15 protein-coding genes are annotated in these 21,061 nt (G+C 45.7%); 8 read left to right on the top strand and 7 right to left on the bottom strand.

The window, feature by feature from the left end:
* The first annotated feature begins 49 nt into the window (after window positions 1-49).
* From AAAT87_RS02500 to AAAT87_RS02470, 7 genes are all read left to right on the top strand, one after another.
* Window positions 50-1,243 (top strand): pyridoxal phosphate-dependent aminotransferase, encoded by a 1,194-nt coding sequence (locus tag AAAT87_RS02500; RefSeq protein WP_118311579.1) that lies wholly within the window; start codon window positions 50-52, stop codon window positions 1,241-1,243.
* A 265-nt stretch (window positions 1,244-1,508) separates the two neighbouring features.
* Window positions 1,509-2,345 carry a MotA/TolQ/ExbB proton channel family protein gene (locus tag AAAT87_RS02495; RefSeq protein ID WP_153091134.1) on the top strand — a complete coding sequence of 279 codons (837 nt, stop codon included), beginning with the start codon at window positions 1,509-1,511 and terminating at the stop codon, window positions 2,343-2,345.
* 30 nt (window positions 2,346-2,375) lie between these two features.
* Window positions 2,376-3,020: an ExbD/TolR family protein gene (locus tag AAAT87_RS02490; RefSeq protein WP_089544800.1), complete on the top strand. Its 645-nt coding sequence runs from the start codon at window positions 2,376-2,378 to the stop codon at window positions 3,018-3,020.
* The gene (locus AAAT87_RS02485; protein WP_119249028.1) at window positions 3,021-3,668 is read left to right on the top strand and encodes an ExbD/TolR family protein; all 648 of its coding nucleotides are present in this window, start codon (window positions 3,021-3,023) and stop codon (window positions 3,666-3,668) included.
* Between the two features lie 33 nt (window positions 3,669-3,701).
* The gene (locus AAAT87_RS02480; RefSeq protein WP_295023828.1) at window positions 3,702-4,550 is read left to right on the top strand and encodes an energy transducer TonB; all 849 of its coding nucleotides are present in this window, start codon (window positions 3,702-3,704) and stop codon (window positions 4,548-4,550) included.
* A gap of 4 nt (window positions 4,551-4,554) precedes the next feature.
* Window positions 4,555-5,514 (top strand): PstS family phosphate ABC transporter substrate-binding protein, encoded by a 960-nt coding sequence (locus AAAT87_RS02475; RefSeq protein WP_089544803.1) that lies wholly within the window; start codon window positions 4,555-4,557, stop codon window positions 5,512-5,514.
* A gap of 23 nt (window positions 5,515-5,537) precedes the next feature.
* Window positions 5,538-6,959, top strand: a complete 1,422-nt coding sequence (locus tag AAAT87_RS02470) for a tetratricopeptide repeat protein (RefSeq protein WP_295023829.1) — start codon at window positions 5,538-5,540, stop codon at window positions 6,957-6,959.
* 158 nt (window positions 6,960-7,117) lie between these two features.
* On the opposite strand, the gene fdxA is transcribed toward AAAT87_RS02470, so the two are convergent.
* Window positions 7,118-7,285: a 4Fe-4S ferredoxin gene (gene fdxA / locus AAAT87_RS02465; RefSeq protein ID WP_006849139.1), complete on the bottom strand. Its 168-nt coding sequence runs from the start codon at window positions 7,283-7,285 to the stop codon at window positions 7,118-7,120.
* A 228-nt stretch (window positions 7,286-7,513) separates the two neighbouring features.
* On the opposite strand from fdxA, the gene porT reads away from it, so the two are divergent.
* Window positions 7,514-8,260, top strand: coding sequence for a type IX secretion/gliding motility protein PorT/SprT (gene porT / locus AAAT87_RS02460; RefSeq protein WP_349225524.1), 747 nt, complete (start codon window positions 7,514-7,516; stop codon window positions 8,258-8,260).
* A 1-nt stretch (window position 8,261) separates the two neighbouring features.
* Here the strand turns inward: porT and AAAT87_RS02455 are convergent, their stop codons facing one another.
* The 6 genes from AAAT87_RS02455 to AAAT87_RS02430 form a co-directional block, all read right to left on the bottom strand.
* On the bottom strand, window positions 8,262-10,400 hold the full coding sequence (locus AAAT87_RS02455) for a family 43 glycosylhydrolase (RefSeq protein ID WP_349225523.1): 2,139 nt from the start codon (window positions 10,398-10,400) through the stop codon (window positions 8,262-8,264).
* Between the two features lie 118 nt (window positions 10,401-10,518).
* Entirely contained in the window at window positions 10,519-12,912 is a 2,394-nt protein-coding gene (locus AAAT87_RS02450; RefSeq protein WP_428848535.1) for a glycoside hydrolase family 95 protein, read from the bottom strand.
* 16 nt (window positions 12,913-12,928) lie between these two features.
* Window positions 12,929-15,904 carry a family 43 glycosylhydrolase gene (locus AAAT87_RS02445; protein WP_428848532.1) on the bottom strand — a complete coding sequence of 992 codons (2,976 nt, stop codon included), beginning with the start codon at window positions 15,902-15,904 and terminating at the stop codon, window positions 12,929-12,931.
* Between the two features lie 91 nt (window positions 15,905-15,995).
* Window positions 15,996-17,342, bottom strand: coding sequence for a glycoside hydrolase family 43 protein (locus tag AAAT87_RS02440; protein ID WP_349225522.1), 1,347 nt, complete (start codon window positions 17,340-17,342; stop codon window positions 15,996-15,998).
* A 261-nt stretch (window positions 17,343-17,603) separates the two neighbouring features.
* Window positions 17,604-19,175 (bottom strand): ATP-binding protein, encoded by a 1,572-nt coding sequence (locus AAAT87_RS02435; RefSeq protein ID WP_349225521.1) that lies wholly within the window; start codon window positions 19,173-19,175, stop codon window positions 17,604-17,606.
* 122 nt (window positions 19,176-19,297) lie between these two features.
* Window positions 19,298-20,860, bottom strand: coding sequence for an ATP-binding protein (locus AAAT87_RS02430; RefSeq protein ID WP_349225520.1), 1,563 nt, complete (start codon window positions 20,858-20,860; stop codon window positions 19,298-19,300).
* Between the last annotated feature and the right edge of the window lie 201 nt (window positions 20,861-21,061).

Below are 21,061 nucleotides of genomic sequence, written 5' to 3'. Positions count from 1 at the left end.
AATAAAATGCTTAATTTTGCACACGATTAATTAACAATAAAATAGAATTATGGCACAATTATCTGATCGTCTTAACAGATTGGCACCATCAGCAACGCTGGCGATGTCACAGAAGAGTAGTGAAATGAAAGCTCAGGGTATCGATGTAATTAACATGAGTGTAGGTGAACCAGACTTCAACACGCCTGACAATATCAAGGAGGCTGCGAAGAAGGCTATTGATGAGAACTTCTCACGTTACTCACCAGTTCCTGGTTATCCTGACTTGCGAAAAGCTATTGTTGCCAAATTGAAAAAAGAAAACGGACTTGACTACACAGTCAACGAGGTAATCGTGGGCACCGGTGGCAAGCAGTGCGTATGCAACGCCGTACTGGCTCTCGTAAACCCTGGCGACGAGGTAATCATCCCAGCACCATATTGGGTAAGCTACCCACAGATGGTGAAATTGGCAGGCGGTACTCCAGTCATCGTAAACGCAGGTTTCGACCAGGACTTCAAGATGACAGCCGAGCAGCTTGAGAACGCAATCACCGAAAAGACCAAGATGCTCATTCTCTGCTCACCAAGCAACCCTACCGGAAGTGTATATTCCAAGGAGGAGCTGGCAGCATTGGCAGAGGTTCTGAAGAAGCACCCAGAGGTATTTGTGTTGGCAGACGAGATCTACGAGCACATCAACTATATCGGCAAGCATCACAGCATTGCACAGGAGCCTGGCATGAAGGAGCAGGTGATCATCGCCAATGGTGTATCCAAGGCATACGCCATGACAGGATGGAGAATCGGTTTCCTCGCTGGTCCAGAGTGGATCATCAAGGGATGCAACAAGTTGCAGGGTCAATATACCAGCGGTACCTGCTCAGTAAGCCAGAAGGCTGCTGAGGCAGCCTACACACTCGACCAGGGTGCTGTAGAGGAGATGCGCGTAGCTTTCGAGCGTCGCCGCAACCTCATCGTGAAACTCGCCAAGGAGGTTCCAGGACTTGAGGTCAATATGCCACAGGGTGCCTTTTATCTCTTCCCTAAGTGCAACAGCTACTTCGGCAAGAGCAATGGTGAGAAGACCATCAACAACTCTACAGATTTCGCAATGTACCTCCTGGAGGAGGCTCACGTAGCCACAGTAGGTGGAGATGCCTTCGGTGATCCAGACTGCTTCCGCATGAGCTATGCTACAAGCGATGAAAACATCGTAGAGGCAATCCGCCGCATCAAGGAAGCTCTGAGCAAATTGAAATAAAAATAGGAGAAAAGAGTCCTAAAAAGGTCAACTTTGTAAGAAAAAAGCGAGATATTGGTAAAAAATGAGCCAATATCTCGTTAAAACTTCTTAATTAGGACGATAGTTTCTCAATATTTATTATCTTTGCCAAAGGAATTTGGATAACCTAAGCGTGTTTATTCAAGACAACACAAACTAGGCATACAAAACAACTAAAATAGAGCGAGAAATAAATAAGACATATTAATAATTTATTAACTAATAATTTAAAAAAGTAAAAATTATGGCAACTACAAAACAAGCAGCCCCAGCTAAGAAGTCTGCGGGCTTTCAGGGAGTAAGAGGCGCATTCTGGATCATCGTGGTATGTGCTATCATCGCATTCACATTGTTCTTCACATGGTTCGGTAACGACATGCACTTCCAGGATCCAGGTATCCAGGATCACCCAGCAGACATTTGGGGTACAATTTACAAGGGTGGTGTAATCGTACCAGTTATCCACACATTGTTGCTCACAGTGTTGGCTATGACTATCGAGCGTTGGTTGGCTCTTAAGACAGCTACAGGTACAGGTGCTCTTCCTAAGTTCGTAGCAAACATCAAGTCTGCATTGAACGCTAACGATTTCGCTAAGGCTGAGCAGCTCTGCAACAAGCAGCGCGGTACAGTTGCTAACGTAGTATTGGCATCTTTGAACGCTTACAAGTCTATGGAGTCTGGTGCTAATGCATCTTTGAAGAAGGCTCAGAAGGTAGCTAAGATCCAGCAGGCTCACGAGGAGGCAACTCAGTTGGAGATGCCAACTTTGACAATGAACTTGCCTATCATCGCTACAATCGTAACTCTCGGTACTTTGACTGGTCTTCTCGGTACTGTAACCGGTATGATCAAGTCATTCCAGGCCATGGGTGAAGGTGGTGGCGCTGACTCAGCAGCACTTTCTGTAGGTATTTCTGAGGCGTTGATCAACACCGCATTCGGTATTTTGACATCTTGGTGTGCTGTAGTATCTTACAACACATTTACAAACAAGGTTGATAAGTTGACATACGCACTCGACGAGGTAGGTTACTCAATTGCTCAGACATACGAAGCTAACCACGCAGAAGAGGCTTAATTTTTGCTAACCCTTTAAAATTTTATCGCTATGGGTAAAGTAAAAATTAAGAAGAGTGACATCTGGATCGATATGACGCCTATGTCAGACGTTATGACCCTGTTGCTTACCTTCTTCATGCTCACCTCTACATTCGTAAAGAATGAGCCAGTGAAGGTAAACACACCAGGTTCTGTGTCTGAGATTAAGGTGCCTGAGAATGGTGTCTTGACCATCTTGGTAAGTCCTGAAAAGGACAAGGCCGGAAAACCAACCGGCGAGGGCCAAGTATTTATGAGTATTGATAATACCGATCAGTTGGGAGCAGCACTGAGCACAATGACAAGCAACTTCGGCGTGTCTTTGACCCCTAAGCAGATTGAAACATTCAAGAGCGAGGGTACATTCGGTGTTTCTATGAGTGACATGAGCACTTATCTGTCTATGAACGCAGCAAAGCGTCCACAGTATCTCCAGACTAAGGGTATTCCTCTCGACAGTATCAAGGGTGGCATGAGCGAGTTCCAGCAGTGGGTTGACGCTGCTCGTAACGCTAACGAAGAAATCAAGATAGCCCTCAAGGCAGATGCTTCTACACCTTACAAGACAGTGAAGAGAGTGATGAACGAACTCCAGGACATGGATGAGAGTCATTACTATATGATTACACAGTTAAAACAACAGGGGGACGAATAAATGGCAAAGAAAGAAAGCAAACAAAAGAAAATGAATGTCCGCGTAGACTTTACGCCTATGGTGGATATGCTCATGCTTCTTATCACGTTCTTCATGCTGTGTACATCTTTGAGCAAACCTCAGACTATGGAGCTGACTATGCCAAGTAATGACGAGAATACTCAAGATGACCAGAAGAACGAGGCGAAAGCTTCTGAGACTATTACCCTCTACGTAGCAGCTGATAACAAGATTTATTATGGTGCTGGTATCCCTAACTACAACGATCCTACATGGATCAAGGAGACAACATGGGGTAGCCAGGGTATCCGTAAGGTCTTGAGAGAGCACGCTACAGAGAATGGTACACGTCCTGTAGAGAGAATTTCGCTCGCTGTTAAGGAGTTGAACATGGATCGTCAGAAGAATCCTAAGCAGTATCCTGATAGCATCTATCAGAAGAAGCTCAGCGATTTGAAGGCTGGTAACTTGAAGGATGGTAAAATCCCTACTCTGACCATCGTCATCAAGCCAACCGACAACGCTTCTTACAAGAATATGGTTGACGCTCTCGACGAAATGCAGATTTCAAACATTGGTACTTACGTCATCGATAAGATTAACGCAGACGATGAGAAGCTTCTCGAGTCTAGACACGTTAAGATGTAAGATGAGTAACAAACAATTTTAAACAAGAAAGAAATGGCAAAAATAGATCTTTACGATCCTAAATGGGTCGAAATGGTTTTCGCCGGAAAGAACAAGGAGTATGGTGCATACCAGCTCCGTAAGGGTACTTCCGGTCGAAACATCAAGTCTCTTCTGATCTTGGTCATTGCTGCAGCTCTCGTGGGTGGATTCTTGGCTTGGAAAGTTATCGAACAGAAACAAGCTGAAGAACAGCAGGCATATATGGAAGCTATGGAGTTGGCTAAACTCCAGCAGCAGGCTAAGAAGGAAGAAAAGAAGAAGGAGCCAGTGAAGCCAAAGATTGAACCTAAGAAGGAGATACCTGTGGCTCGCGAAACTCAGAAGTTTACTGCACCTGTCATCAAGAAGGATGAACTCGTAAAAGAGGAAAACCAGGTTAAGCAGATGGATAAACTGGACGAAAAGGTTGCTGTCGGTACAGAAAACAAGGCAGGTGTGAAGGACCGTACAGTGGAAGCTGTGAGAAGTGAGATTGCGGTAGCAGCTCCACCTCCACCACCAGCTCCAAAACCTGAGGTTGCAACTAAGGTCTTCGATGTTGTAGAGGAGATGCCTTCATTCCCTGGTGGACAAGGCGCTTTGATGCAGTATCTGGCTAGCAACATCAAGTATCCTGTCGTAGCACAGGAGAACGGCGTACAGGGTCGTGTTATCGTTTCATTCGTGGTAGAGCGTGATGGTTCTATCTCTGATGTGAAGGTAGCTCGTTCTGTTGACCCTTCACTTGACCGTGAGGCACAGCGTGTCGTTAAGAGCATGCCTAGATGGTCTCCAGGTAAGCAGAATGGTTCTACTGTACGTGTTAAGTATACTGTACCAGTTGTATTTAGATTGCAGTAATAGAATGAAAAGAATATCTTATATTTATATAGGATTAACAGTACTATCAATGGCTTTCTTCTCGTCTTGTGGCGAGAAGAAAGCCAAAGATGGTAGAACTGATACTCCTACTTCAGGCACAATTGAGTTTGTGGCTGATGAGAGTTTGAGTCCTATCATTGACGAAGAAAGAAGTCAGTTTGAGTTCGAGTACCCAAAGGCCAAGCTCAAACCAAAATACACAGATGAAGTCACTGGACTTCAGATGATCAAGGATTTCAAAACAGCACTCCTCTTTACTACCCGTAATCTGAAGGATAGTGAGATTGCATACTTGAAATCGAAGAGCAATGTGATTCCTTCCGTTTTCCCTATCGGATACGATGGTCTGGCATTCATTGTCAACAAGAATAACAGTGATACTTGCATCACAGTGAATGACATTAAGCGTGTCCTTACCGGAAAGGCGACCAAATGGAGTGATATTGTTCCTGGATCAAAGAGAGGTGATATCGAGGTCATCTTCGACAACACCCGCTCTGCAACCACCAACTTCGTGGTAGATTCCGTTCTCCACGGCGAAAAGATGGGTGCGAAGATCATGGCTGCCAAAACAAGCAAGCAGGTCATCGACTTCGTTGACCAGAATCCAGGTTCTATCGGTGTTATCGGATCAAATTGGTTGAACGACCGACGCGATTCCACCAACACTACCTTTAAGAAGAATATTCATGTAATGCAGGTATCCATCAAGGAGAAAGCTACCCCTATGAACAGCTGGAAACCTTACCAGGCATACCTGTTGGATGGAAGATATCCATTCGTAAGAACTATATACGCTATCGTGGTTGACCCTCATAAGGCTTTGCCTTGGAGCTTTGCCAACTACATTTCCAATCCTAAGGGACAGCTTATCCTCTTCAAGACAGGCTTACTTCCTTACAGAGGTGATATTACGATTAAGACAGTTAATGTTAAACGTTAAAAGTTTAGATAGAAAGTAGAATTATGAAAGCAGTTAAATATTTAGTAGCAGGTTTGCTCGTCATGGGTTTGGCGGCTCCTGCAATGGCTCAGGACGTTAACTACAAGGATGCTCTGAAGCCAATAGAAGCAACTTTGAAGGCTGGTAACGTAGATGCCAAGGCTTTTGCCAAGGTTCTCAAGGAGTATCAGAAGGAGTACAAAAAGGATCCTAAGGCACTCGTTGCTTTGGGTAATGCCCTCGTCATCAACAAGGACTACACCAATGCCCTGGCTGTAGCTGATGCTGTCATCGCTAAGTACAAGACCTGTGGTGATGCTTATATCCTCAAGGGCGATATCTACGCAATGCAGGACAATGGTGGTGAGGCTGCTTCTTGGTATAAGAATTGTATGACTATGGACCCTAAGAATCCTCAGGGTTATATCAGCTACGCTAACGTTTACCGCAAGATTGACCCACAGGCTTCAGCAGAGGCTTTGAACAAGTTGAGAACGGTAGATCCTAACTACCCTATCGAGGCAGAAACTGGTCACAACTACTACTCTATCGGTAGCTACGACAAGGCATACGAGAACTTCTCTAAGGCTAATTTGAATACAATGGAAGAGTACATCTTCTACGAGTACTGCTTCACTACATACGTATTGAACAAGAAGGATGAAACTCTCAACCTTTGCAAGAAGGGTATGCAGAAGTATCCTAAGGATACAGCTTTCTTGATTCTGGCTATGCGTGCATCTGTTGATACACAGAATTTTACTGAGGCTCTCCAGTATGCTAACAGCATTATGGCTAACAACGATATCAAGAAGAACTCTAGTATCTACTCTTACTATGGTCTGGCACTCGCTGGCAACAAGCAGTTCGACCAGGCTTTGGAGCAGTACAACAAGGCTCTGGAGGTAAATAAGGAAGACTACAAGCCATATCAGTACATCTCTGAGGCATACAAGGGTATGGGCAACGAGGATAAGGCTATCGAATTTGCACAGGCATATATGGATAAGAACCCTAACGTGTCACCATCAGACTATGTAAAGATGGCAGAGATTTACAATGCAAAGGCTCAGAAGGGTGGCGATCAGAAGGAGGCTAACGTTGATAAGGCTATCAACGTATATAACAGCTTCGCTGAGAAGTATCCACAGCTGAAGGCATACGCTCACCTCCAGGCTGCCAACATCGCATTCCAGAACGAGTTGGACGACAAGGCTCTTGCTAACTATGAATTGGTTATCAAGGAACTTGAGAGCAAGCAGTATGATGAGGATGAGAAGGGCTACCTGATGCAGGCTTACAAGAACGCCGGTTACATCTACTGGAGTTCTAAGAAGGACCTGACAACAGCTCAGCCATACTTCGAGAAGCTGATCAAGCTTGATCCAAACAACTCTCTCGCCAAGAAGGCTTTAGGTCTTGACGAGGAGCAGCAGGCACAGTAAAATTACGAAATAAGAACATAATTAAAGGGGTGATAGCTATGTGATATGGCTTTCGCCCCTTTTTTTGTGATATGAATCAGACCATAAACGAAAAGAGCGATTCCAAAGGAACCGCTCTCAATGTTTTATTGTAACTAAAAGTATCTTTCCATAATAAACTATGGAAGACTGATTGCCTCATTAGGACAAACATCAGCACAAGTACCGCACTCAGTGCAGAGATCTGGGTTGATTGAATACTTCTCGCCCTCAGAGATTGCACCTGATGGACACTCGTCAATACATGTACCGCAAGCGATACAATCGTCACCAATTACGTATGCCATAATTATAAATATTTAAAATGTTAATAATGTTTATGTATCTATGCTAATCTAGAGATAGGTTATTACCTACTTTTGATGGTGCAAAGATAACAATTATTTTCGATATACCTACAAATAGGTATGACTTTTTTCTTGATTTTACTCAATTTATACTTTATCGAAATAAATTAGTACAATAAGAAGCCAACCTTGCCGTTTATTAATAATAACGAAGAACAAATAGCAAATATGAAGAGAATCATACTGATGGCTCTAATAGCCTTTTATACAGGTATCAATGGCATGGCACAGCTTAGGACGGTAGAAAATCGCCCATATACCGATCTGCGCCCATTCCATTTCGGTGTACTCATCGGAACACATGCACAAGATATGGAATTCCAGAATACCGGAATCACCCAATACATCGATGCCAACGGTATCGAGCAGCCTTCTCATGTCACTGTAGATCAAGACCGTTGGGATATGGGATTCACCGTTGGCGTACTAGGAGAATTCCGTCTCAACAGAAGCTTCCAATTCCGCATAGCCCCTGCCATGTACTTCGGTACTCGCCACCTCACCTTTTATAACCTCTTGGAGAAAGATGGTGCCGGAAATGCCATCGTGCAGCATCAGGAGATGAAGACTGCCTATATTTCTTCCGCTATAGACCTGATTTTCGCAGCCGAGCGGTTCAATAATCACCGACCTTACGTGATGGCGGGCATCAATCCGATGATGAACCTCAACAGCAGCAAGTCAGACTACATCAAGCTCAAGAAATCGGAAATATTTCTCGAACTGGGCGTAGGCTGCGATTTCTACATGCCATTTTTCAAGCTTCGTCCGGAACTCAAGTTTATGTATGGATTGACAGATTCCTTCGACAAGAAACATCCCGAGCACATCAAAAACAAGAATGAGCTCCCTTATGCCTTGGCAGCTAAAGGAGCTCATAGTAAGATAATTGCATTGACATTCTATTTCGAATAGCCTACTCTACCACTTCCCAAGAGAAGACACAGCCATTCTTCATACCGGCATCAGCACCCTTGAAATCAGCAGAATAAGGACTTCCGTCGGTAGGATGCTTGCCTATATACCGCTGGGTCTTCAGTGATAGAAGCATACAGCGGTTGTAAAGCATATCCTGCCATACAAACTCCTCAGCATGAGAGGCATCAGAAGTAAGACGCACATCGCCCGACAAGCCAGCACCTGCGATATATACATATCGTCCATCTGCAGTTTTCAGTGCAATCTTGCCCTGTCCACGGTCTTCGATGATGAATTTCACTCCATTGCTCATCTCCTTTATGTTCGAGGAGCTGTGCATGAGACCATGAGCGGTAGCATTCATCAGGTTACCATCAGCAAGATTAAAGAGTCGGATGGTCTTTCCTATAGGCAGATTAGCTGTTCTGTCAGCCATCGGTTCCTCTACCTTGAAGTCATCAAAATCAGCCACGCCGCCGTTCACTCCCGCCTTGTTAAAGGCATACAGCGCTACACGCACACCCTGGAAGGTCTTCAACTGATAAGGAGAAAGCATCTGCTCTCCGATATTCTCCCAAGTCTTTCCATCAAGAGAGTAGGAATATTGCAGCAGACTCTTATCATAATCACCCCAAAGGCGCAACCATACCACCTTATTCTTGGCAATCGGTTTCAGCACCTCCTTGTTGGTATTCTGGTCGTAACATCTCAGGCTTAATCCCTTTTCCGTCTTCATCACGCCCAATGAAGCGTATGGCGTATTCATAGCACCGAGTCCAGCCTCATCCCCCATCTTCAGTCGGGATACATCCAGCTTGACAGATGTATAAGATACAGGACCGATGGCACGTTGCGTCAACGAATTCTTTGCCCAGAGCAGCTGCTTGGCAGGCATAGAATGCAAACGGAGCCATCCTTTTCGCTCCTTGTTCAGCGACCACATCTTGTCGTTCGGATTATGATTCCACTGCCAAACCGGCTTGAAAGTCTTTCCCGAGAAATCATCACATCTGTCGTATGGAGCCTGTGGTGTCTTCACCGCATCATTCGGTTTGAACCAGGTTCGAGGCGAGCGACCCAGGTTCTTCTCCAATCCGAAGTAAGGCCAGCCATCCACCCATGTGACAGGCGACAGGCACACCGTTCTGCCCACGGCATTGAAATCCAGCATCGATACGCCCCACCATTTGCCATCAGGAGCCTGGACGATGCCCCCTTGATGAATGGTAGCACACCCCAGGTTCACGCCATTCGGTCTGTTGTTATTAAATTGATATCCATCTTCAGGAAGCGGCCTACCGATACCCATGTTACCTACGCTCCATCCAGCAGCATAACCATACGATTCGCGTTCGCTGATTACACAGGTTTCGTAAGGTCCCCAGATACTCTTGCTTCGGGCACACTGCATGCGCCCCATCGGAGAATAATCGGCAGAGAGGATATAGTACATACCATTGATTTTATACACATGATGTCCCTCCCCCATCGCATTGCCTTCCGGAATCACCACCTTGCTGCTGCCCTCTACCGGACCACTCAAATCGGGCTTCAACTCCGTTACTGTCACGTTGCCATACTTGTGCACGGCATAAATCTTGCCATCATCATCGAAGAGCACAGAGAGGTCGTAGATATCACCATTAATCTTGTGATGCGTCCAAGGACCCTTGGCACTGTCCGAGATATACACCTGCAATCCATGCCCGTTGATATTGGAGAAGATATAGAACTTGCCGTTATGATATCGGATGGCAGGCGCCCAGATACCCTGTCCGTAAGCCTCCTTGCCATTGCGGAGATTGAAATCATCAGAATCATCGAATCGGTCAAAGCAATAGGAAGAGAACTCCCAATTTACGAGATCCTTGGAATGGAGCACTACCAATCCCGGAACACTGTGCATCGTGGTACCCGCCAGATAGTAATCCTCCCCCACTCTGATAATATCAGGGTCAGAAAACTCATCATAAAACAAAGGGTTTGTAAAGGTACCGTTACCATTATCAGCCGACCAAGACTTCCCTTTCAAAGTCTGTGTCAGAACATTCTTGGCTGCAGATTTTTTCTGCGCCGCTGCTCCCAAAGAACCGCTCAAAAAAGCGATGCAACAGGTTGCAAATAATAATTTCTTCATTCTCATTTATAGGTCTAAAAGATTATTATAAAAAATATTGCCACAAAAGTACAAATAATTATCCAACCAGAGGTGGACAAAATGATACTTTTATGGCAACAAATGTGATTTTAGGACATTATTTAATCAGATAAGTCTTTCCTGGTTCTGTTTCCAAGTCATATTCATATACGTCAGGAATAGGGACCTTCACTCCTTCTGCTATCCGATGCTGTTCCATTACAGGCTTCACTTCTGCAGATGCAAAAAGGATATTGGGACATATTCCTTCAGCCTTCTTCAGATTCTTCGCCTTAAGCGGAACGTAGGAGCGGAGACGCAGCACACCTCCGATGGTGGAACGAATCTTCGCCTTCATCAATCTGCCATTCTTCCAGTCCATATCCACCACAAAGCCGCCACGGGCACGAAGTCCCTTTACGCTTCCTTCTTTCCAGGCATCAGGCAAGGCTGGCAAGAGATGCACGGCTCCATCATGACTCTGCAGGAGCATCTCTGCGATGCCGGCTGTTACTCCGAAGTTACCATCAATCTGGAATGGTGGATGGGCATCGAAGAGATTCGGATAGGTTCTGCCATCAGGATACTCCTTTGCCTGCGCATCAGATGGCAACAGGCGAAGCATATTGCTGATGATTCTGAAAGCATGATTGCCATCTAGCATGCGTGCCCAGAAGTTCGTCTTCCAACCTAGACTCCAGCCCGTAGCCTGGTCACCACGATGCTTCAGAGTGGTGGCTGCGGCATGGAACAGTTCCGGATGAGAAAAAGGAGAAATCTGATTGGATGGATACAATCCATAGAGATGCGAAATGTGGCGATGCTCATTCTTCGGATCATCCGCATCCACAAGCCACTCCTGCAACTGTCCGTACTTTCCTATCTGCATTGGCGGAATCTGAGAAATCAGCTGCTGCATCGCCTTGCGTTCAGCCTCATCAACACCCAATATTTCAGAAGCCTTCACGGCACTGGTCAGGGCATCGAAGGCTATCTGGTTATCCATCGTGCAACCTGCCGTTACGGCAGTTCTCTTACCCATAGGTCCCTGTTCCGGACTCACCGACGGCACGGTTACCTTCCATTCGGTGCCAGGTAACTTCTGCATATAGTCAAGATAGAACTCAGCAGCACCTTTTATTACCGGATACCACTGCCTGAGGAAAGCCTTGTCGCCCGTATAGAGATAATGCTGCCAGAGATGGGTAGTGAGCCAGGCACCGCCGTTCGGGAACATGCCCCACTGCGCACCGTCCACCGGACCTGCTATGCGCCAGATATCGGTGTTATGATGTGCCATCCAGCCACGGCAACCATACATTTCCCTAGCCGTCTGTGCTCCCGTTACACTCAAATCCTTAATCAGCGAATACAGAGGCTCTGTGGTGTTGCCAAGATTCGTTACCTCGGCAGGCCAGTAGTTCATCTCCGTATTGATGTTGATGGTATATTTGCTGTCCCAAGGTGCATTTTTGCTGTTGTTCCAAACGCCCTGCAAGTTTGCCGCCTGTCCACCAGGCTGGGAAGAGGAAATGAGCAGATAGCGACCATAGTTATACATCAGTGCCACCATCGCCATATCCTTGCTGCCTGCAAATTTCTCCAGGCGCTGGTTGGTAGGCAACGAAGCATTGATATCGGTTGGCAAAATCAGAGAAGAAGTAGCGAACTGCTTCTGGTAAGCCTCCACATGGCGTTTCTCCAACTGTGCATAGCTCATCAGTTTCACCTCATTTATATAGTCGGCATTGCGTTGGGCAGCATTGCCCGACACATCGTGATAGTTCACAAAATTGGTGGCAGCACTCACGAGGATGGTTGCCTCGGTGCCATCCGTCCTCACATCTGCCACACATTCGGCAGTGAGAGCCGCCTTGATGCCTTCCTGGTCTTGTCCCTTCACCTTCAGCATAACCCCTGAAGGCGTTTTCTGAGTCTGATGTTCAAAAGGCGAATCCAGGGTAACATCGATATTCAGGGCACCCTTTCTACTCGCCTTGATGTGGCAAACCATGACTCCATCAGCCAGCGAAGCAAAGGTAGTACGAGTATATCTTACGCCATCCATCACGAAAGAAGTCGTGGCAATTGCCCTCTTCAAATCCAGGTTGCGCACAAACTGCTCAATCTTTCCCCGGTTCTTCATGCTGATATGCAGATTTGCCATCGGCAGGAAGCGCATGCCATGAGGCCCTGGGATGAAGGTCTGGTTGATGAGAGCCGCCGCCTCCTCTTCCCTGCCATTGAAGATGAGTTCCCTCACCTTTGGCAGATTCTCCAGGGATTTCTTGCTATTGTTGTTATGAGGACCGCCACTCCAGAAAGTCTCCTCATTCAACTGGATATTCTCATCCGTGGTTCCGCCATACACCATACCTCCCAGATGTGAGTTTCCGATAGGCAGAGCCTCCAGCCACTGCTGGGCTGGGGCGTTATACCAAAGCAGAGTACTATTAGCAGAACTGCTAGCCTTAGCCATCATCTTTACCGGAAGAAGAAACGCCAAAGCCATAGTTCCCAATATTATTCTATTTCTCACTACTATTCTGTTTTTGATACTCAAAACTATCCACATCCACATATCCACCAGCAGCCTTTGTGGCATAATTGTAGATGGCGATACGGGTACCCATGAAGAAGCGGCGATAATCATACTGCATCTTGAAATCCTTGATGGCAGGAATCCAGGTCTTTCCATCTATACTATATAATAAGGTGGCGAGATCCTGATGAAGACGGAAATCGCAACTCATCTTCAGATAGATGATGCTTGATTTCGTTGCCTTATCCTGCTTCAGATTCAAAGGCTGGCGATACACCTCCTCACGCTTCACTTCGGTCACAGCCTTTTCCTTTTCAGTCAAAGCTACACTCTCCTTGGTACCCACCACAAAGAGTTTCTTGCCTTCCTTTACGATAGAAAGCAGGGCTGCATCACCCTGGAAGGCTGACAAGCCAGCCACATCGCCATCTTTCATCTTGCTCACATCCATCTTGATGATTCCCTCGCAGGTTGGTCCTTCAGTACGGGTACTGATGGTATTAGGAGCCAGGAAGATGTTAGGAACAATACGGGATGTCTTCAGGCGGAGCCAGCCCTTGCGCTCTGTGAGCGACCAGGCATTATCCACAGGATTGTGGTTCCACTGCCACTGCAGTTCCAGTTTATCCTTCGAGAAATCGTCGCTATACACGAGTCCCTTGCCGTCATATCCCAATACAGGCTTCTGCATCTCGGCAGGAATATTGCCCTTCTCATCGGTCAGCATAGGCCATCCGTCCTTCCAGGTACATGGCTCCAGCGTGAGCACTCTGCCCACACCACCACGGTCTTGGAATACGATGCCATACCAGTTGCCATCCTTATCATCTACAATCGTACCTTGTCCCACGCCGTTGAATCCGGCAAACTCCGTTTCCAGAATCACCTTCTTTTCGTAAGGACCCGTTATTTTATCAGCACGATAACAAACTTCACGACGAGGATGTCCCTGTGGCCACGAAATCATCAGAAGATAATACTTGCCGTTGTGCTTGATCATGCGGGAGCCTTCGAGCAAACCCGTTTCATCAGCATCACGCTCAAAGAGTTTACGATGGCTGCCCGGCACCACTTCCGTAAGGTCTGCATTCAGCTGCACCATCTCTCCCGTTCCATAAACCACGTATGCCTTATCGTCGTCATCGAAGAAGAGAGCAGCATCATGGAAATGCTGCAAACGGCTGTGGACAGTCCATTTGCCCTCGATATCATCGGCTGTACAGATATAAGTCTCTCCACCAGGATTATCGTTTGGAGCAAAGAGCGCATAGAACTTGCCACGATGATACTGCAGCGAAGTGGCCCACTGACCACGACCATACACCGTACCCTCCTTCATGTCATACTTAGGCGAATCGGTAAGTTTAGGGAAGATATAGTTCACGGTTTCCCAGTTCACCAGATCCTTCGATTTCATGATAGGCGCACCCGGCATCAGATGCATGGTGGTGCTTACCATATAGAAGCTGTCACCCACACGGATTACATCCACATCAGGCACATCAGCCCAAACCACAGGATTGGCGAAATTCTTCTCAAACTTCCACCAGTCGAAATTGAAGAGTTTGCTTCCCTTCAATCCCTTGAACACGAAGTATATATCATGCTTTCCTGTCACTTTCTTTAGCATTTGTGCCGAGAAAGTCTTCCACTTTTCCCAGCCACCCGTCTTGGTAACATCAAGTTTAGCTATCAGTTCGCCATCTTCCTTATCGAGGTGAACCTCCAGCGAACCTCCAAGCGAAGCGCACGCCGCTGAGATGGCAAATGCATCCGGACTCTCATTTCCGAAATCCACCTCACGTACCTTGATATAATCACCTGTATGAATTTCAGAGATATAAACACCCGTATCATCGGTCTGCTCCGACTTCACTCCCTTAGAGAAAGCGATGGTTTCAGCCTCCTGACGCTTGTAAGGATTGAGAGTTGCGATAGGAGCCACTCCTTCCTGGGTATGGTGGATGATTGGGAAGGTGCCATCGGCATTATATTTGAATTCTTCCACAGCCACACTGCGTCCGAATCCGCCACCCAGTTTACCCGTATGATAGAAGAAATAAGACTTGCCCTTGAAGTCGGTCACACCGCAATGGTTAGTAAAGGAACCCGTATCTTCCAATGGCATGATTTCGCCCATATACTTCCATGGTCCGAAAGGCTTCTTGCTCATGGAATAAGCGATATGCTCAGGCACTCCACCTGCAGCATAAAGCATATAATAGTTCTTGCCACGCTTCATGAACCAAGGTCCCTCTGTGTAGCAATCTTTATATTTTCTGGTAGAATCACGCTTCTCCACGTCAGGCGAACCGAATCCCTCCTCAGTCATCACGATTCTGCCCACTTCACGCTTTTCATCAACAGCAGCCTTAGCATCTATACCACCCTTGAAGCTGATCATATCTTTATTCAGTTTGGCATAGTAAAGATGTGGATTACCCCAATAGAGATAAGCCTGACCATCCTCGTCCATCCAGACGGTTGGGTCGATATTGTCCCAACTTCCATTATCGAAAAGCGGTTTGCCCAGCGCATCCTTGAACGGACCGGTAGGAGAATCAGCCACAGCTACGCCGATAGCCATTCCGCCCGTCAGTTTAGAGTGCGCACAGATATACCAGTAATACTTACCATTACGTTCGATAGTCTGTGCTGCCCAGGCACGGTCGTCTGCCCAGGAAAAAGAACTGAGGTCGAGCGGAGAACCATGGTCTGTCCAGTTCACCATATCCTTGGTGGAATATACACGCCATTCGTTCATCCAGAAGAAGTCAGCCTTATCTTCATCATGACCGGTATATACATAGAGACGGTCTCCGACAACCAGAGGTGCCGGGTCGGTAGTTAACTGTGTTTGTACGATTGGGTTCTGTGCATAGGCAGCACCCTGCATGGCAAGCAGGCATGCGCTTATCAATAACGGCTTTCTGAGAGCCAAGATTTTCGTTGTATTCATCATTATGATTGTTTTTTCGTTTAATGCTGCAAAATTACGAAAAAATAATCATAATGACGTTATAGAATGTTTCAAAAACTTTATTAAGTTTATCTTACTCCCCAAACTTCCACCAATCCAGGAAGAAGAGGTTCTGCTTCTGGATGTCGCCTCCCTTAAAGACGAAGTAGAGATCATGAACACCCTTTACCTTCTTCACCTGAGTAGAGAAGGTTTTGTATTCATCCTTGGTGTTCTTGATATCCACCTTGCCGATGCACTGGCCGTTTACCCCATCAAGACGGATTTCGATGCTGCCGCCAAACATGTGGCAAGAGGCAGAAACCTCAAACTTACTTGCACCCTTCTTGAAGTCAACACCCTTCAAGAGGATATACTCATCCTCATCAATATTCGTAACCACCTGGTTCCATCTGTCCTTCTGCGCCCATTCGTTCTTAGGCTGCGTCTTCAATCCATAGCCCCAAGCCATCGTCTCAGCCTCAACCTGGCGATAAGGGTTGAACCATTCTATCTGCTCCAACTTGCAATCCTGGAAGTATGGCAACTCCTGGATGGTTCCGTCAGGATTGTAAGTCATTTCAGCCGCAGAAACAGAACGCTGCTCGGCATGACGCCCCGTCTTCAAACGGAAGATGTCATAATTCAAGCCGAAGCAATAGCTCTTGCCCTTATAGTCGATGATGCCCGGATGATTGCCACGAGTGCGGGGCGTATGGTTCATGATATGTCCCTTATATTCCCACGGTCCGAGCGGATTCTTGCTCATCGCATAACCGATGCCCTCAGGACAGCAGGTAGAAGCATAAGCCAGATAATAATTGCCATTGCGCTTCCAGAGCCAAGGACCTTCCTGATAATCCTGAATCTTCGGGAAGTGCATGATGGAATCAGAATAAGAAATCATGTCCTCGTTCAGTTTCACTGCCTTCAACTCCGGGTTGCCCCAATACATGTAAGCCTGATTATCATCATCTATCCATACGGTAGGGTCGATGTCGAACCAGTCGCCCTCCCATGCCAAAGGCTTTCCGATAGGATCCTTGAACGGTCCGTATGGATTATCAGCTACCAGCACTCCGATGCCATGACCGTGGATTGGGCAATACATATACCATTTGCCATTGCGCTCGATGACCTGCTCTGCCCAGGCACCATTCTCGCCCTTGAACCACTTGAAGTCTTTCAATGAAGCCACGGCACCGCGGTCTTGCCAGTTTACCATATCCGTTGAGGTGTAGAGCAGCCAGTCTTTCATCAGGAACCCCTCAGCCCCATCCTCATCGTGGGTGGTATAGAGATAAACCGTATCGTTGTGCACATAAGGTGCAGGATCGGCTGTGTACTTGGTCTGGATGATTGGCAAGTTGATGTTCTGTGCTGTTGCTACAGTTCCCATGCCAGCCAAAAGCAGGGATAAAATCATTCTGAATCTAGTCATTTTATGATTTAAATTAATTATAGTATATTAAATTGTTATTTGTTGCTGCAAAAGTAATCAAAAAAGTAGAATTCTGCTTTTTCACATGTGTCAAATTCTTAATATGATGTAACACTTACATCTGTACCCTTACAGCCTTACTGCTTTTCCGTTATATTCCACATTCTTGCTTGCTAGCATAGGCTGATTGCCTGCACCGATATCAGCATCCAACAAGAAAAAATGAGGATGTGTCATGGACTTATGACACACCCTCATTTTTTAGCAGGAATATTTTACCCAATCCAATACGATAGTCTTATCTTCATCAATCATAAAGTTCATACCAATCTTTTCCACGTTTTTGCCTTTTAGGGCAAAAGCATCAGCATAATGCTTGTTGTTGATTTGGTCAAAAGCCTCTTGTGCCGACTTATTAAATTTCAGTTCTATCACATAGATGGTATCCTTTGTTTCCATCGTAATGTCTGTTCTTCCCCGGAAAGTATGCTGTTCCACCAATATACGGAAATTCGTAAGCAGGACAAAGATGATATACATTGTCTGCTGATAATGCCCCTCATAATCGGTATTATCGCAATAAGGTACCGTCTCCCAGAACGTTTTCAATAGCTGAAGAGCACCATCCATGTTACCCTTATTGATAAGAGCCGACATTTTGGCCACAGTTGTATTGCACATTGCAGACTTTGCCGCCAAATAATGCGGCAACATACTGCGATACAAACCTATCCTCACCTCTTTGTTAGGCAGAGCCAAGGTATAGAGTTCCGTTTCCGGATCATAATTCTTGATTGTGATATAACCACTCTGATAAAGCAAAGGCATGATAGTAGTCATCGTCTCAGTGGCTGCATCGAAATCATCCTTTGATGCATCCATCTGTTCACCCAGGTCAATCGGTGTAAAGTCATATTTCCGCATCATATTAAGGAGATAAGTAGGAGTGCCTGAGCCAAACCAATAGGAATTCATCTGTCCTTCAGCTAAACAGTTCAACAAGCTATAAGGATTGAAAATATCTGATGATGGCCAGGTAAAGTGATAGCCATCATAATTTTCCTTCAGTTTTGACAAGGCTTGTTCGTGTGTCAATCCCAACCTACCTGCTAACACATCAATATCCTCATCAAACTTATCCAACAATTCCTCTTTGGTAATGCCGCAAATGCCAGCATACTCTTGGTACATACTCACATTAGTAATATTATTGAGTTCACTGAATATACTAAGTTGCGAGAACTTGGTGATGCCTGTCAAGAAGACGAAACGCAACATACGGTCGCTATCCTTTAGGGGACTATAGAAATTGCGCATCACCTCCCTTAAGACGCCCAAGCTGGTATCCTCGTGCACCACATCAAGCAAAGGAGCATCGTATTCATCGATGAGCACAACAACCTTCTGCCCAGTCTGTTCATATACTGTTTTTATTAAATTAAGCATACGGACATTCGGGTCAGGAGAATCATTGACGATGCCAAATTTTTCTTCATTTACCTTTAATATATATAAGAGATAGCGCACCAATTGATCTTTCTCCATGTGCTTTCCACCTGCCAAACTAAAATGAAGCACAGGATATTTCGTCCACTCCTTCTCCAGTTTTTCAATAGCAAGTCCCTTAAAGAGTTCCTTCTTTCCCTCGAAATAGCTCTGCATAGTAGAGACGAGGAGTGACTTTCCGAAACGACGTGGACGCGCCAAGAAGAAATACTTTCCACTCGTATGAGTCATACGATAGATGTACTCCGTCTTATCTACATAAAGAAAGTCCTCCTCTCGAATCTCAGAGAAGGTCTGCATGCCTATTGGATATAACTTCGTTGCCATATTATCAACTATTTACCATTAACGTTGGCAAAGATAAGCAAAAATCCCGAAACCGCCAAGCGATTTCGGGATTTATTATGTTGACACACCCTCTTTTATTTTTTTACCTATCTCTCAGATGCTCATGCCTCTATCACCCAATCCTCAATAGTACCTTGGGTAGAATCAAAATTGATGCCAACCTTGGTAATTGGCAAGCCACAAAGAGCGAATCGCTGACGATAGTTCTTCAGATTGATTTGCTGCATTGCCGCCTGAGCACTCTTATTCAGCTTCAATTCAACCACATAGAGATCGGTCTTGGTAAGGAGCACAATATCTACCCTGCCACGTGGCGTATGCACCTCCACATCCACCAGGTAATTGGTTAAGAGAGTAAAGATGATGAAGAGCATCTGCTGATAATGCCCCTCATAATTGGTCACGTTGCAGTATGGCACCGTACCCAGGAAGTCTTGCAACAGATGCAAGGCACCATCCATGTTGCGCTTGCCAATAAGCAATGCCATTTTGGCTATTGCCACATTGCCCCGTTCGGCAGAGACACCATCCACGTAGTTTGGCAGAAGATTATCAAACAACCCTACCTTGATTTCCTTGTTTGGAATATCCAGGGTATAAATCCTCGTTTCCTGATCGTACTCCTTGATGGTAACATATCCACTCTGGTAGAGCAGCGGCGTGATAGTCTTCATATTCTCCGTTGGTGCATTAAAGGATGAACTTACAGCTTCTGTCGGAGCTATCTCCGTTGGCAACACGCCAAACTGCCTCAACATATTGATAAGATAAGTTGGCGTACCAGAACTGAACCAGAATGCCCCCAATTCCTTTTTCGAGAAACAGTTGAGCAGACTATATGGATTGAAAACGTCTGGCGATTTCTTCGAGAAATGATAGCCATCATAATTTTCCTTGAGCTTTGCAATCATCATTTCTTTAGAATATCCAAGTGCGTCAGCAAGCATATCGATGTCATCCGACATATTTTCCAGAAGTTCTTCTTTGGTGATGCCGCAGATTCCTGCATATTCATCGTCCATCGACACATTTGTGATATTGTTCAGTTCACTAAAGATGCTAACTTGCGAGAACTTGGTGATACCTGTAAGGAAAACAAAACGCAGTTTTGCCTCACTATATTTCAGAGGACTAAAGAAGTTACGCATGATATTGCGCAACACATCCAGCTGCTCTTTCTCGTGAGCCACATCCAGCATAGGCGCATCATATTCATCGATGAGCACAACCACTTGTTTTCCGCTCTTCTCATAAGCAGTATTGATGAGGTCGATGAGTCGGTTATTTGCCCCGATACGTGGCTCGTTTATACCCCATTTCTTCTCTTGATCTTCCAGGATATAGCCCAAATACAATTCCAGCTGCTCGGGTTCCATGTGCTTGCCACCGCTCATGTCAAAATGGAGGACAGGATATTCCGTCCACTCCTTTTCTAACTTATCAATTGCCAATCCCTTGAACAATTCCTTCTTTCCCTCGAAATAGCTCTGCATAGTAGAGACGAGGAGTGACTTTCCGAAACGACGTGGACGCGCCAAGAAGAAATACTTTCCACTCGTATGAGTCATACGATAGATGTACTCCGTCTTATCTACATAAAGAAAGTCCTCCTCTCGAATCTCAGAGAAGGTCTGCATGCCTATTGGATATAACTTCGTTGCCATATTATCAACTATTTACCATTAACGTTGGCAAAGATAAGCAAAAATCCCGAAACCGCCAAGCGATTTCGGGATTTATTCTGTATAGAACTGTGTACCCAATACCTTGAAGGGAATTTTATCACTCTATCAACGTTTATCCAAGAGTTTATAGGATGTAACAAGTAAGAAGAGGGTGCGTCATAAAATGAGATGAGGTGTTTT

Origin of the sequence: Segatella sinensis (genome assembly GCF_040095255.1) — a bacterium.
Classification (GTDB): domain Bacteria; phylum Bacteroidota; class Bacteroidia; order Bacteroidales; family Bacteroidaceae; genus Prevotella; species Prevotella sinensis.
The sequence above is the reverse complement of the archived record's forward strand: the minus strand, read 5'-3'. Positions and strand labels throughout refer to the sequence as shown.

What these genes read in the sequence shown, in the direction of transcription:
- AAAT87_RS02500 (WP_118311579.1), top strand. Translation starts at nt 50, where the DNA reads ATGGCACAATTATCTGATCGTCTTAACAGATTGGCACCATCAGCAACG.
- AAAT87_RS02495 (WP_153091134.1), top strand. Translation starts at nt 1,509, where the DNA reads ATGGCAACTACAAAACAAGCAGCCCCAGCTAAGAAGTCTGCGGGCTTT.
- AAAT87_RS02490 (WP_089544800.1), top strand. Translation starts at nt 2,376, where the DNA reads ATGGGTAAAGTAAAAATTAAGAAGAGTGACATCTGGATCGATATGACG.
- AAAT87_RS02485 (WP_119249028.1), top strand. Translation starts at nt 3,021, where the DNA reads ATGGCAAAGAAAGAAAGCAAACAAAAGAAAATGAATGTCCGCGTAGAC.
- AAAT87_RS02480 (WP_295023828.1), top strand. Translation starts at nt 3,702, where the DNA reads ATGGCAAAAATAGATCTTTACGATCCTAAATGGGTCGAAATGGTTTTC.
- AAAT87_RS02475 (WP_089544803.1), top strand. Translation starts at nt 4,555, where the DNA reads ATGAAAAGAATATCTTATATTTATATAGGATTAACAGTACTATCAATG.
- AAAT87_RS02470 (WP_295023829.1), top strand. Translation starts at nt 5,538, where the DNA reads ATGAAAGCAGTTAAATATTTAGTAGCAGGTTTGCTCGTCATGGGTTTG.
- fdxA (WP_006849139.1), bottom strand. Translation starts at nt 7,285, where the DNA reads ATGGCATACGTAATTGGTGACGATTGTATCGCTTGCGGTACATGTATT.
- porT (WP_349225524.1), top strand. Translation starts at nt 7,514, where the DNA reads ATGAAGAGAATCATACTGATGGCTCTAATAGCCTTTTATACAGGTATC.
- AAAT87_RS02455 (WP_349225523.1), bottom strand. Translation starts at nt 10,400, where the DNA reads ATGAAGAAATTATTATTTGCAACCTGTTGCATCGCTTTTTTGAGCGGT.
- AAAT87_RS02450 (WP_428848535.1), bottom strand. Translation starts at nt 12,912, where the DNA reads ATGGCTTTGGCGTTTCTTCTTCCGGTAAAGATGATGGCTAAGGCTAGC.
- AAAT87_RS02445 (WP_428848532.1), bottom strand. Translation starts at nt 15,904, where the DNA reads ATGATGAATACAACGAAAATCTTGGCTCTCAGAAAGCCGTTATTGATA.
- AAAT87_RS02440 (WP_349225522.1), bottom strand. Translation starts at nt 17,342, where the DNA reads ATGACTAGATTCAGAATGATTTTATCCCTGCTTTTGGCTGGCATGGGA.
- AAAT87_RS02435 (WP_349225521.1), bottom strand. Translation starts at nt 19,175, where the DNA reads ATGGCAACGAAGTTATATCCAATAGGCATGCAGACCTTCTCTGAGATT.
- AAAT87_RS02430 (WP_349225520.1), bottom strand. Translation starts at nt 20,860, where the DNA reads ATGGCAACGAAGTTATATCCAATAGGCATGCAGACCTTCTCTGAGATT.